The organism is Bifidobacterium rousetti, from assembly GCF_008698235.1.
Taxonomy (GTDB): domain Bacteria; phylum Actinomycetota; class Actinomycetes; order Actinomycetales; family Bifidobacteriaceae; genus Bifidobacterium; species Bifidobacterium rousetti.
In genome coordinates this window covers 145,498-158,179 of the sequence record NZ_PEBH01000006.1, presented here as the reverse complement: position 1 = coordinate 158,179, position 12,682 = coordinate 145,498, and the positions used below count along the sequence as shown (strand labels likewise).

General features: G+C 62.8%; 12 protein-coding genes. 6 read left to right on the top strand and 6 right to left on the bottom strand.

The features are described 5' to 3' along the window. Window positions 1–31: 31 nt before the first annotated feature. Entirely contained in the window at window positions 32–640 is a 609-nt protein-coding gene (locus CSQ85_RS07725; protein WP_150383583.1) for an urease accessory protein UreE, read from the bottom strand. Between the two features lie 368 nt (window positions 641–1,008). Here CSQ85_RS07725 and cbiM point away from each other — a divergent pair, with 368 nt between their 5' ends. The 3 genes from cbiM (at window position 1,009) to CSQ85_RS07710 (ending at window position 3,898) form a co-directional block, all read left to right on the top strand. Then, window positions 1,009–2,112 carry a cobalt transporter CbiM gene (gene cbiM, locus CSQ85_RS07720; protein WP_223846902.1) on the top strand — a complete coding sequence of 368 codons (1,104 nt, stop codon included), beginning with the start codon at window positions 1,009–1,011 and terminating at the stop codon, window positions 2,110–2,112. 21 nt (window positions 2,113–2,133) lie between these two features. Further along, window positions 2,134–2,976 (top strand): energy-coupling factor transporter transmembrane component T, encoded by an 843-nt coding sequence (locus tag CSQ85_RS07715; RefSeq protein ID WP_150383582.1) that lies wholly within the window; start codon window positions 2,134–2,136, stop codon window positions 2,974–2,976. 190 nt (window positions 2,977–3,166) lie between these two features. Beyond that, entirely contained in the window at window positions 3,167–3,898 is a 732-nt protein-coding gene (locus CSQ85_RS07710; protein WP_150383581.1) for an energy-coupling factor ABC transporter ATP-binding protein, read from the top strand. Between the two features lie 57 nt (window positions 3,899–3,955). On the opposite strand, the gene CSQ85_RS07705 is transcribed toward CSQ85_RS07710, so the two are convergent. The 4 genes from CSQ85_RS07705 to CSQ85_RS07690 all read right to left on the bottom strand — a co-directional run bounded on the left by CSQ85_RS07705 (window position 3,956) and on the right by CSQ85_RS07690 (window position 7,311). Then, window positions 3,956–4,432 (bottom strand): hypothetical protein, encoded by a 477-nt coding sequence (locus CSQ85_RS07705; RefSeq protein WP_150383580.1) that lies wholly within the window; start codon window positions 4,430–4,432, stop codon window positions 3,956–3,958. 35 nt (window positions 4,433–4,467) lie between these two features. Continuing rightward, window positions 4,468–5,187: a sirohydrochlorin chelatase gene (locus tag CSQ85_RS07700; RefSeq protein WP_150383579.1), complete on the bottom strand. Its 720-nt coding sequence runs from the start codon at window positions 5,185–5,187 to the stop codon at window positions 4,468–4,470. 61 nt (window positions 5,188–5,248) lie between these two features. After that, window positions 5,249–5,689 (bottom strand): flavodoxin domain-containing protein, encoded by a 441-nt coding sequence (locus tag CSQ85_RS07695; protein WP_150383578.1) that lies wholly within the window; start codon window positions 5,687–5,689, stop codon window positions 5,249–5,251. Next, complete coding sequence (locus tag CSQ85_RS07690) at window positions 5,686–7,311, bottom strand: nitrite/sulfite reductase (RefSeq protein ID WP_150383577.1); 1,626 nt, start codon at window positions 7,309–7,311, stop codon at window positions 5,686–5,688. The genes CSQ85_RS07695 and CSQ85_RS07690 overlap by 4 nt, the downstream gene beginning before the upstream one ends. Window positions 7,312–7,647: 336 nt before the next feature. On the opposite strand from CSQ85_RS07690, the gene CSQ85_RS07685 reads away from it, so the two are divergent. Continuing rightward, window positions 7,648–8,685 carry an NAD(P)/FAD-dependent oxidoreductase gene (locus CSQ85_RS07685; protein WP_150383576.1) on the top strand — a complete coding sequence of 346 codons (1,038 nt, stop codon included), beginning with the start codon at window positions 7,648–7,650 and terminating at the stop codon, window positions 8,683–8,685. A gap of 217 nt (window positions 8,686–8,902) precedes the next feature. On the opposite strand, the gene CSQ85_RS07680 is transcribed toward CSQ85_RS07685, so the two are convergent. After that, window positions 8,903–10,072 carry an ATP-binding protein gene (locus tag CSQ85_RS07680; protein WP_150383575.1) on the bottom strand — a complete coding sequence of 390 codons (1,170 nt, stop codon included), beginning with the start codon at window positions 10,070–10,072 and terminating at the stop codon, window positions 8,903–8,905. Window positions 10,073–10,643: 571 nt separating this feature from the next. On the opposite strand from CSQ85_RS07680, the gene CSQ85_RS07675 reads away from it, so the two are divergent. Further along, window positions 10,644–12,131 carry a YeiH family protein gene (locus CSQ85_RS07675; RefSeq protein WP_223846901.1) on the top strand — a complete coding sequence of 496 codons (1,488 nt, stop codon included), beginning with the start codon at window positions 10,644–10,646 and terminating at the stop codon, window positions 12,129–12,131. 134 nt (window positions 12,132–12,265) lie between these two features. Then, window positions 12,266–12,682, top strand: a complete 417-nt coding sequence (locus CSQ85_RS07670; RefSeq protein ID WP_150383573.1) for a hypothetical protein — start codon at window positions 12,266–12,268, stop codon at window positions 12,680–12,682.

Sequence of the window (12,682 nt, the reverse complement as noted above, 5' to 3'; positions counted from 1 at the left end):
GGATGATCGGGATGGAAGGTGCGGACGTGGCTCAGTGCGTGTGCCAGGTGTGGCCGCCGTCGTGGCTGTGCGAGCCGTCCGGGCGATGCAGCACGCCGTTGAGCTCGTATTCGCCGGCGAATGTGGCGTCCGCCTCGGCCTCCTGCTCCTCCTCGGCTACGTCGCCCGTGGTCTTGTTGGTGCCGGGGATGATCGTACCGGTGCCCGCGTGCGCCTTGACGATGAGGAATCCGTCGAATCCGCCTTCGATGATGTGCGGTTCGTAGCCGATCTTCTTCGTGTACTCCATCGTCGGGTGGTCGTACGGTACGAGCACGCGGTCGTCCTCCACTTTGAGGCTCAGGTGACGGTTGCCCAGCTCGAAGCACAGTCGGCCCATCTCCTTCATCGAGTCGACCGGGATCTCGATGAGCTGCGCGGTGCGGATGCGCGCGAAGTAACGTTTGTCGGCGGTTTCGGCGAGCACGTCGCCGTCCTTGATGGTCTGGCCGACCATCACGCCGATTTCGGTGCCGTCCTCGGCGACCTTCATCATGCGCTTCTTGTCCGTCTCGAACCAGTCGAAGGCGACCGGCACCTCGAGTTTGCCGTCGTCGTAGTGCTGGCTGATGATGTTGCCGGTGATCTCCTTGGCGATCATCCGCCCTCCTTATCGCGAGTGCCGTGGTGCGGTTCGCGCGGTGTGACGAGATGCTCTGTGGGCTCACGTTGCCGTGATCGTCATGCCGGGCGTCCGCTGTTCGGACACTCAGTCTAGGGGCCTCGATGCGTCGTTATGTAACGAGCGCATGATGGGGAACCCGGAAAAACCTTCGGGAAAAGTACGGTGAATCGCGATTTTGGCGTGACTGTGAAACGCTTGTAATCGGCGTGTTGCCAATGTTTGCAACCTGTGTGGGGTTGTCGTTTACATGACGCATCACGCATGTGATATTACGTTTCCAACGACGCAAGGCCGGATGCCTTCCCGGCCGTGCGGTGGCGTCCCCCATCGGCGATGTCCACGATATGGACAAGAGAGAGGCTGGCATGTTATACGACCCGCAATCCGTCACGTTGGCGATGCACATTCCCGACAACTTCATCTCGCCGTCCACCGGTGCGGTGTTCTGGGTGATCATGATCCCGATCTGGGTGCTGTGCTTCCGTTACGTGATCCGCAACAGCACCCCGGAGAAGATGGCGTACCTCGGTGCGGGCGCCGCGTTCTCGTTCCTCATCATGATGTTCAACGTGCCGACCCCCGGCGGCACCACCGCGCATGGCGTCGGCGGCGCGCTGATCGCCCTGCTGCTCGGACCCCAGTACGCGACGGTCGCCGTGTCGGTCGCCCTGTTGCTGCAGGCACTGCTGTTCGGCGACGGCGGGCTCATCACGCTCGGCGCCAACTGCTTCAACATGGCGTTCGTCCTGCCGTTCGTCGCCTACGGCCTGTACGTCGGACTGCGCAAGGTTCTGCCCGACGGCTGGAGGGAACGCGTGGCCGAGTTCATCGCCGGCTACATCGGCATCACGCTCGCCGCGCTGTGCGTCGCACTCGAACTCGGCGTGCAGCCGCTCCTGTTCCGCGACGCCGCCGGTCAGGCGCTCTACTTCCCCTTCTCCTTCGCCGTGACGGTTCCCGCGATGCTCATCCCGCATCTCGCGGTCGCAGGCGTGGTCGAAGGCCTGGTGACGGTGGTCGTCGTCGAGTTCGTGCGCCGCACCGCGCCGGAGATCATCGAGGCCAACGCACGTGTGACGGCTGGCGAGTCCGGTTCGGGTGCGTCGGTGGCCGGTGAGGCCGCCGCGCATTCCGGTCTGCGACGTTCCGCGTGGATCGCCCTCGGCGTCGTCGCGTTGCTCTCCCCGCTGGGACTGATCGCCACCGGCGACGCATGGGGCGAGTGGGGCGCCGAGGACTTCATGGCCGCGACCGGGCTCGATTACGTGCCCCAGTACATCGCGCATGGTTTCACGTGGAACGCCCTGTTGCCCGACTACTCGCTCGCCGGCCTGCCGGACATTGCCGGCTACATCCTGTCCGCCGTGATCGGCATCGCCGTCATGGTCATCGTCTTCCGTCTGCTCGCGCTCGTGGTGCGTGACCATCGGACCGCGAAAACGGCGTGATACGGCGGATGACGGGAGAATATGCGGGGCGCGATGACCGGCGTCGGTGAGATGGGTGCGCTCCCTGCGTGGCTGGGGAAGTCGGAGCGGTACGAGCCGGTCGATGACCGCTCGTCGTTCATCGAACACAACCTCGCGCATCTCGGCGGGATGCTGGAACAGGTCGGCGCCCCGCTGCCGGTCACGCACAGCCCGGTCGACCGGGCGCTGTGCGCGGTCTCGCCGTCGCTGCGCATCATCGGCGTGCCGGCCGCGATCGTGTGCGTTAACGCGACGCGCAACATGCTGTTCGCGTACGTGATGCTCGCCGTCGTGCTCGTCATGCTGGCGATGCGCCCCGCACGCATGATCGTCGCGATCGTCAAACCCACGCTCGCGGTGTGCGTGTTGAGCTTCGTCCTGTCCGCGCCGAGCGTGCTCATCGGCCAGTACAGCGCGCCCGTGCGCCTCGTCGTCAAGGCGTTCGTCGCCGTGTCGCTGGTGATCGCGCTCGCCCGCACGGTGCCGTGGAATCGTCTGATCGCCGGGCTCAAGGGCGTCGGTTGCCCCGATTCGGTGATCTATGTGTGCGACGTGACCGTGCAGTTCATCGACATCCTCGGCCGGTCGATGGTCTCCCTGCTCGACGCGCTGAGATTACGTAGTGTCGGCTGTGACTCGCACAAGCTCATGTCCGCTGGCCGTGTGATGGGTGCGCTGTTCCTGCGCGCCAACACGCAGGCGAGGCAGATGGCCGAGGCGATGACCTGTCGTGGATTCGACGGGCGATACCGCGTGCGCCGCGACCGGCTCGTCACCGTGCCCAACGCGGTCTACGTACTCGTCATCGCGGCGATGATCGCGTTCGCCGTCTACTGCGGGTAGGCATGCCTTACTCCTCTGTCGGCCGGACTGGAGCACGCGTATTTGGCCTCAGATGAGGGGCGTTGTCACGATCGACGGCGAGCAGGGGGCACGCTCCCTTGGCCCCCTCAGACGAGGAGGCTGTCAGCGAAGCTGACTGGGGGAGTGAAAGAGTGGAAGTAGTGTAAACGCGGAACGCCGAATTGGAGGAATGATGTTTGACGGGGATCCGTTGGTTGAGTTGGCGCACATCGGCTTCGCATATCGTGATGCGGATGCGGGCGATGCGGCCGTCGGTATGGGCGCCGACACAGGCGCCGAAACCGGCTGTCACGCCGTCCTCGACGACTTCAACCTGACGGTCAATCGCGGCGAATGCGTCGCGCTGCTCGGGCCCAACGGCATCGGCAAGACCACGGTGATGCGCATCATCAACGCGCTCGAATTCCCCGACTCCGGCGAATACCGCTTCGGTGGCACGCTTGTCACGCGCGCCGAGGTCGAACGCCGCAACAGCCGGTTCGCCAAGGCGCTGCATCAGCGCATCGGCTTCGTGTTCCAGAACTCCGACACGCAGCTGTTCTGCCCGTCGGTGGGGGAGGAGATCGCGTTCGGCCCCATGCAGATGGGCCTGCCGGATGCGGAGGTCGAGCGCCGCGTCGCGGACATCGTCAGACTGTTCGACTTGGAACGATTCGTCGACCGCGCACCCTACCGCCTGTCCGGCGGGGAGAAGAAGCGCGTCGCCGTCGCCTGCGTGATGTCGATGAACCCCGATCTCATGGTGCTCGACGAGCCGACCGACGGGCTTGACACGGAGAACACCGCGCTGGTCGTCCGCGTCCTCAAGGCCTACGTCGAGGCCGGCAAGACGGTCCTCATCTCCACCCACCACCACGACATCGTCGAGGCGCTCGGCGCGCGCATCGTACGGATGGGCTGAACGCGCCGAAGTGCGGGCGGAAGCGTGTCGGCTTACTGCCTGTGGGCGGACGAAGGCCTATTTCGTATTGCTGTCAGTGCCATATTTGAGGAAAAGGCCTTCTTGGATTGCCAACTGATTGCATACCTTAAATAGGTCCATTTCTTTCTTGAGGCCGTAAATCGTTACGGAGAAACCGCCGCAGACACTGATGAGTACTCGTGGTGAATCGAGCATCACTTGAAGTGATGCGAAATCATCAATGATGACTTTTTTGATGACTGAATCCATTTTTTGTGGTGGATAAGATCTTATGTCCTTATCGTATTCGTAATCTGCCGTAGGATTTTCAGGCCTTGTCAAATAGACTTGGCAAGATTTGTAGTACATTATTTTGAGCAGTATGCGAGAAATCTTTTCCGCGAATAAGCCAATATATGTATTCTCAAAATATTCTTCCAGCTCTAGGAAGGATGGATCATTGGTATCGTATGGTATGTAATCAATGAAATAATATTGACTTGATTGTTGTAGGAAGTCCACGTCTTCGTACATATTCGACTACTTCCCTAATACTTCTCCATTGCTGCCTAGTGAGGCAATTCTATCGCCGCTTGTGTTCTTTGGACAAGCCGTTCGCGGATTGCGTTGATGATGACCGGGTCGTCCTCCAGCGTGGGCAGGAAGACATCGCCTGATTCAATCGCCTGGACGCGCGCCTTCATCTTGGCGGCGAGACGCCCGTCCGTCAGGAACAGGCGCTCGACGATGAACGGGCCGTGCTCGTCCACCAGCGTCTCCTCGATCTTCGGGTGGCCCACATGATTCGTGGGCACGATCTCGACGCCGATCGCCTTCCCTACGCGCGCGGCGAGCGCCTGCAACTGCTCGAACGGCTCAGGGAAGTGCGGTGTGCCGTGTGCGATGAGCAGCACGCGGCGGTTCGGGAACGCCTGCACGGCTGCGCCGAGCGTGCGTTCCAGATGGCGTTCGACCGCTTCCGTCTCGGCCAGCGGCTCGGTCACCGTGACCTTGATCGCCGGATCGAGCACCTTGGCCGATCGCTCCGGGATGTCCCAGCGCATGTGCGTGGCCGAATACAGGAGCACCGGCACGATGACCAGATGGTCGACTCCGGGCTGCGACTGCAGGTCGGTGATACCGTCCTCCAGGGTCTGCTCGTCGCCCTCGAGGAACGAGATGCGGCCGAGCTGGCCCTCGTCAGCGATGAACCCGGCGAGCAGTTCGAGGTTCGACTCGGGGATCTTGCCGCGGCGGCCGTGCAGCACGTAGAGATAGCCTGTGGTCATGGTGTCGGTGCTTCCTTTGGTGTGGTTCAGTGTGATTGCGCTGTGATTGCGCTGTGATTGCTCAGGCGGCGAGGGTCTTCGCCAGATCCTTCAGGCGCGCGATCGCGTCGTCGTCCGGGGCCAGCTCGATCTTGACGCTCGGGGCGGCCAGTTCCGCGCCGTCGTCGGTGACGAGCTTCTCGAAGAAGTCGACCGCCGCGCAGAAGTGCGGGTAGCTGGTGTCTCCGGTGCCGATGACCGCGACCTTCTTGCCGGCCAGGTCGGCGCCGTCCAGATCATCGTAGAAGTCGACGATGCCGCCGGGCACCTCGCCGTTCGCGCCGTCGGACCAGCTGGCGATGACGTAGTTGTCGGCGCCGTCGAAGAACTCGTCGACCTCCACGCCGTCCTCCGCGTCGATGACCTCGACGTCCTGGCAGAGATCCTCCAACGCCTCCTGCAGGATCTCGACGGCTTCCTTGGTGTTGCCAGTCGCGCTGGTGTAGATGATCTTGGTGCTCACTTCAGTACCTCCGGTAGGGTTTCGATGAATTGGTTGAGGGTTTCCTGGAAATGATCGGTTCCCTGACGGTTGTAGTAGTCATAGAACGTTTCGGTTCCCACGTGGTTGTCCTGATAGTCGGTCAGGATCGACGCGACCGCGTCGGCGAGCTGTTCCTTGGAGAACACTCCCTTGAGCGGCTCGTTGAAGTGGCCCTCACCGAGGAGGCTGCCACCTACGGAGAGCTTGTAGCCCTCCACATGCTGACGGTCGGGGGTGCGCGCGTGCACGCCCTCGATGCCGATGTCGGCGATGGAACGGTGGGCGCAGTTGCTGCCGCAGCCGGTCATCGTCACGGCGATGGGGGTGTCGAACGCGAAGCGCTTGTCGAGGTCCTCGATCAGCGGCTTGAACACGGTCTTCGTGTGCGCGTTCGCCAGATTGCAGTATTCGGCGCCCGTGCAGGTGTTGCCGTAGTCGGCCAGCAGATGCGGGTGGATCGAGAAGCGCTCGAAGATCGGCAGCGCCTCGACCTCGGCGAGCTTGTCCTCCGGAATCCACGGGATGATCAGGTTCTGGCAGTGGTCGAAGCGGATCTCGTCGCGTCCATAGTTGCGGGCCACGTCGGTCAGCGCGCGGAAGTCGTCCGCGGTGATGCGGCCGGACGGCACGGAGACGCCTACGTAGTAGTAGCCGTCCTGCTTCTGGCGATGCACGCCGAGCGCGTTGCCGCTGTTCCAGCCCTTGATCCTGCTGCGGCCCTTGGTCTGCAGGTCGGGCAGGGACTCGCGCACCTTGTCCTCGAACTGCTCGGCGCCCCAGTCGGCCACGAGGAACTTCAGTCGGGCCTTGGAGCGGCTGCGGCGGTAGCCGTAGTCGCGGTAGACCTGACAGATCACCTCGGCCACGTCGGCCACGCGATCGGGGGTGACGAAGATGTTGAGCTGCTGCGCGAGGTACGGCTTCATGCCGAGGCCGCCGCCGACCAGCACGTTGAACCCCTTGACGGTGTGGCGTCCGATGCGCTTGGTGGCGGGGACGAACGCCACGTCGTTGATCTGCGCGTCGGCCGAGTTGTACACGTTGCTGCTGATCGAGATCTTGAACTTGCGCGGCAGGTTTGAGTAGTCGTAGTTGCCCTGGAAGCGGTGATAGACGTCCATCACGGTCTGACGCGTGTCGAACAGCTCGTCCGGGTCGATGCCGGAAAGCGTGTTGTCGACGATGTTGCGGGTGATGTCGCCCTCGGCGCCCACCGTCGTCAGTCCCACGTTCGTGATGCCGGCGAAAATATCGACGAGCTCCGCGAACGGGATCCAGTGGTATTGCACCGCCTGACGCGTGGTCAGGTCGATGATGCCGTGACCGTACGTCTCCCCGATCCAGGCGATGTGATCGGCCTGCTTGACCGTGACGCGTCCGCCCGGGATCTTGATGCGCATCATGAAGTACCCCTCGGTCTGCGGCTTCTGCACCGTCAGTCCCGCGTACTTGAAGTACATGAAATAGCTCGGATCGATTTCCGAGAACGGCTTCTTCACCAGCTCGGGGAGGTCCTTGAACACGTCAAGGCCGTCCTCCTTGAGCTTGGCGATCTCGTTGCCGTTGAGCTTCTGGTCCGCCCATGTGGCGATATAGCTCATCGTTGCCCCCAATGTCGTATGAACCCCTGTTGAGTGGGAGCCTACAAACGAGGAGTTTCCGTGTCAAAACGGGATTCCGGGGTTTCCGGAGACCTGAGACGGCTTGAAATCGTTGCGATTCCGCCGTTTCTCCATGCGTTTCACGTGAAACACGGGGCTCCGGGACTCGTTGATGGTTCTAGTTGTCGTCCGTTATCAATCGTTGCGATTCCGCCGTTTTGCGGGTTGCGGCCATGCTTCGTGTCGCCGGCGTCGATTCGTATACTGACGCCTATATGATCCGACGGCCGGTCATCGGGGCCGAGCCGGTTTCATTATTCATTTGGGGGAAATCACATGAGCGAAGCAACCACTGTCGAGACGACGCCCGAGAACGCCGAGGTCGGGGCGGCCGGGCCCGCCATCACGGACGTCATCGTGATCGGCGGCGGACCGGTCGGCATGTTCGCCGCGTTCTACTCGGCCATGCGCAACCTCGACGTCACGCTCGTCGACAGCCTGCCCGAACTCGGCGGGCAGGTCGCGGCCCTGTACCCGGAGAAGCCGATCCATGACATCGCAGGATTCGTCTCCGGTACCGGCGCCGAACTCGTCGCCAACCTGAAGAGACAGATCGATACGTTCCCCGAGCGCATCACCGTGCATACGAACGAGGAGGTGCGTGGCCTCGAGCAGCTCTCCGACGGTACGTTCACGCTGACCACGTCCGCCCGCGAGATCCACACGCGATCGGTGATCGTGGCGATCGGCTCCGGCGCGTTCACGCCGCGTCCACTCGCCATCGACTACGACCGGGAACAGCTCGACGGACGCAAGGTGTTCTACTTCGTCAGACATCTGGCCGATTTCGCCGGCAAGACCGTCGCCGTGGCGGGCGGCGGCGACGCGGCTATCGACTGGGCGCTCGAGCTGGAACGCATCGCCGGCAAGGTCGTGCTCATCCATCGCCGCGACAACTTCCGCGCGCTCGAGTCGAGCGTCGCACGACTGAAGGAGTCGACCGTCGCGATCCTCACGCCGTACAAGTTCACCTCCGTGACCGGCGTGCCCGACGGCGACGGCCTGCACATCGAACTCGCCAAGATCAAAAGCGACGAGACGCTCGATCTCGACGTGGACGCGTTGCTCGTCAACTACGGCTTCACCTCCGACAACCACCTGCTCAAGGAATGGGGTCTGCCGGTCAAGCGCGGCGATCTGGAGGTCAACGAGTATCTGGAGACCGAGGTCCCCGGCATCTACGGTGTCGGCGACGCGGTCACCTACCCGGGCAAGGTCAAGCTCATCTCCGCCGGCTTCGGCGAGGTGCCGCGCGCCGTCAACCACCTGGCCGAACAGCTCTACCCCGACCGCAAGCAGCCACTGCACGAGTGACTCGCGGATAGAACAGGGCAGGTCCCCATTTGCGTACGCTGAGTGGGGGGTGGTGTACGGGGAACGGGGTCTGGCCGATGGAATCACCCATATTCGTACGCCTGCGGCGCGGCGGCGTACGAATGCGGGTGATTCGGCCGGTATGGCCACTGGCGACGTACGCTTAGGCCACCTCAGCGTACGGTGACGGTGGTCAGGCCACGCACACCGGTCATCGTCAGCCTTCCAGCCCGGCGATGGTACGGCGCATCTGGTGGAACGCGCCGTGCTCGCGCAGATAGTCTCGCAGGTAGGGCAGTTTGAAATCCACGTGTCCGTAGGAGGACTGGTAGATGATGTCCTCCTTGATGAGTTGTGTGCGGTAGACGTTCGCGTAGATCTGATCGCGCTCCAGACGCTTGGCTATGGCGCTGGTGGTGGAGGGGCCGTCATCCTGAGCCATGGCGAGCAGGTAGTCCCGTGCCATGGCCGATAGCCTGTCGATTGCCGGACCATGCACCATGTCGCCGAGTTTGAGCTTCGCCTGGGCGATCCCGTGTTCGGCGGCGTCGCTGGTTATTTCTCCGGCACGGGCTGTCGCCCCGGTTTCCGAGGCTCGCCAGGTCCAGTAGCCAACCAGCTGAATCATGAACGGATAGCCATTGGTCGCGCGTGCGAGCATCGACACCACTTCGTCGTCGACATGCTTGCCGTTGGATGCGATGGTATTGGTGAATGCCTGTTGGACCGCCTCAAGCGGTACGTCTCCGAGATGCTTGCGTTCCGCACGACGCAGGAACGTCAGCACGTCATCATTGATGACATCCTCCACCATTGACGGCAGCCCGGCGAAGATGAAGGCGACATCGCGCTGCTCGCGAATGAGATGTTGCACGGCGGTGGCCAACGACCTGATTTCGGCGATGCTGGACGCCTGTACCTCATCAAGGGTGATGAGAATGCCGTGATGCTTCTTCTCCAGCTTGTCGAGCTTTTCCGACATCGCCCTGCGAAAGTCAAGCGAGCATTCAGCGGGAGGAGTGAATTGTGCTCCGCCCAGATTCAATGATGCCGAGATCGGGGCGCCTGGAACGGATATCGAGGCGGTGGGCATGGTCAATGAACTCAGATGTGATCTGTCATCCCCGTGCAACGCGTCGATGAGGCGGTCGAGGAATCCCGCTTCGGCGGTCTCATCGATGACGAGCCAATCGCGCTTCCTGGCGATATCGCCGAGAGCGTTCAGCATCACGGTCTTGCCGACTCCTCGTGCGCCGGTCAAATACATGAGACGGCCGGGCGCGCCCACTCCATCGTCCAGTGCGTAGGAGAAATCCTCGATGTCGTTAGTCCTGCCGACTAGCACAGGCGGGGTCATGCCTGCAGTGGGCTTAAACGGATTGGGCATGTGCACTCCCATCGCTGTATCGGTTATCGGACTTATCCAACTTATAAAAGATATAATACTTATAAAAAGTTATAAAAAGAGGCAAGCCCTCGTTCACGTACGCTGAGTGGAGGTTTGGTGTACGGGGAATGGGGTCTGGCCGATGGAATCACCCATATTCGTACGCCTGCGGCCCGGCGGCGTGCGAATGCGGGTGATTCGGCTGGTATGGCCACTGGCGACGTACGTTTAGGCCGCCTCAGCGTACGGTGACGGTGGCTTGTAGCCATGCGTCCGCCGGGGCATGCCGCTATTGATTCGCTCGATAGCGACATGCCCGTTTTTGCTGTAATGGCGAGCTTGCGGGAGGAGGAATCGCCCGCTTAGAATCGAACCAACGCGGCGCAGTCAAGCGCATCGGGGCGGCATCACGCAAAGGATGCACGCACAGGATGTCGGGGGACATCCGAAACCGATACGGGGGCGGTCGGCGAACCCAGCTGACCAGACGGGTGCCGTGCTTCAACCATCGATCACCGTGAGCAATCGCCGTGAGCGTCACATATCGCATAAAGCAGAGGGGAAGAATCTCGTGACCACATCAACCGTACCGTCGACCGCCGCGTCGACGCAACAAACGCAGAAAAGCACAGTGAAGGAGGCCGTCCCGGCCGCCGCCGAAGGCAACAAGATCCTCGGCAGCGAGGACTGGTGGGCCGTGTTCATCGGCCTCGGCATCGTCGTGCTCGGCTTCGTGCTGTGGGCGGCGGGCAGCTCGCTCAACCTGTTCGCGGCGAAGATCCCGAGCTGGGACTCCTGGTCATTCCTGTTCGGCGGTGGCGACGTGACCAAGAACGGCGCCACCACACACGCGGCGGGCCTCGCCGAACGATGGCCGAACATCGTGCTGCTGTTCGCCCTGTTCGCGGTCGTCTTCGGCATCGCCGCCTACTTCCTCAAGCTCAAGGTCTCCGCCTTCCTCGGCGGCTTCCTCGCGCTGTTCATCCTGAGCTTCGCGATCAACGTGTTCAGCACCTCGAAGTTCGCCTCCTCGTACAACCTCGAGGCGCCGCTCGTCGCGTTGGTCATCGGTCTGGTCATCGGCAACATCGTCAACGCGGAAGGCTTCTTCGGCGGCGCGTTGCGCACCGAGCTGTTCGTCAAGGTCGGCATCGTCCTGCTCGGCGCCACGCTGCCGTTCACCACGATCCTGTCGGCCGGTCCGGTCGCGTTCCTGCAGGCCACGTTCATCGCTGTCTCCACGTTCCTTGTCATCTACTTCGTCGCGTCCAAGGGGTTCGGCCTTGACAAGCGCTTCGCCGCGACGCTGGGCGCGGGCGGCTCGATCTGCGGCGTCTCCGCCGGCATCGCCGTCGGCTCCGCGGTCAAGAGCCGCAAGGAGCACGTCTCCGCGGTGATTTCGATCGTCGTGGTCTGGGCGATCATCTCCATCTTCCTGCTCACGGGCCTGTCCAAGGCGTTCGGCCTGTCCGACGGCGTGGCCGGCGCATGGATCGGCACCTCCGAGTTCGCCGACGCGGCCGGTGTGACCGCCGCCTCCAGCTTCGGCGAGCAGGGCATCGCGGCGTTCACCCTGATGAAGGTCGTCGGCCGCGACATCTTCATCGGCGTGTGGTGCCTGATCCTGGCGTTCATCGCCATCACCTACTGGGATCGTCAGGACCGCGTCGCCGAGGCCAAGGCCTCCGGCAAGGACGTGAACGCGCTGCCCAAGCAGAAGCTCGACGTCTCGCAGATCTGGCACCGCTTCCCGAAGTTCGTCATCGGTTTCTTCGTCGCCTCGATCTTCCTGACCATCGTCATCGCGACGGCCGGCGCGGGATCCTCCGCGAGCATCAGCAGCGACCTGATCGCGCCGGTCAAGGAGCTGCGTACGTGGGCGTTCACGTTCACGTTCCTCTCCATCGGTCTGACGACCCGGTTCAAGCAGCTGTCCTCGCTGGGCTGGAAGCCGATCGCCGCCTTCAGCATCGGCGCCGTGGTCAACATCATCCTCGGCTTCTTCCTGTCCGCGGTGCTGCTGCCCGGCTTCTGGTCCACGATCTCCGTCGCGGCCTGACGGTCGCGGCCTGACATCGCCATCATTCAACCAACCGACACCACGAACGGCACCGAACCCCTCCGGAACCTCCGGGCGAGCCCGGTGCCGTTCGTTGTTCCTGCAATTCCCATACTTCCCGTAAGGAGCACAACATGTCCTTTGCCGATCTGCTCGCGCGTCCGCGCACGCGTGACGTTGCCGCGCCCGATACGTCCACCGGTTCCACCGGCGCCTCCTCCGACTCCGATCTGCCCGTCGTATGGCATGTGATCGTCGACATCCCGTTCGCCAACTGGACCCTGCGTCGCACCGGCGTCACTTTGGAGGACGCCGCCGAGGATCTGCGCCGTCGTTCTGCCCGACTGGCCCGTGCGCAGGCGGTGCTCGCCACGCTGCGCCGCGTCAGCGACACCGACGACTGGAAGGTGTCGATCACGCAGCATGGCATCCGCGCCGAACGCGACGGCGAACCCTTCGAGCGTCTCGATCAGGAGCTCGCCGACGCCGGATTCACCGCCGACGATTTCCTCGTCCACGTCGAATACGCCCGCTCGTGGGGCATGCTCTGA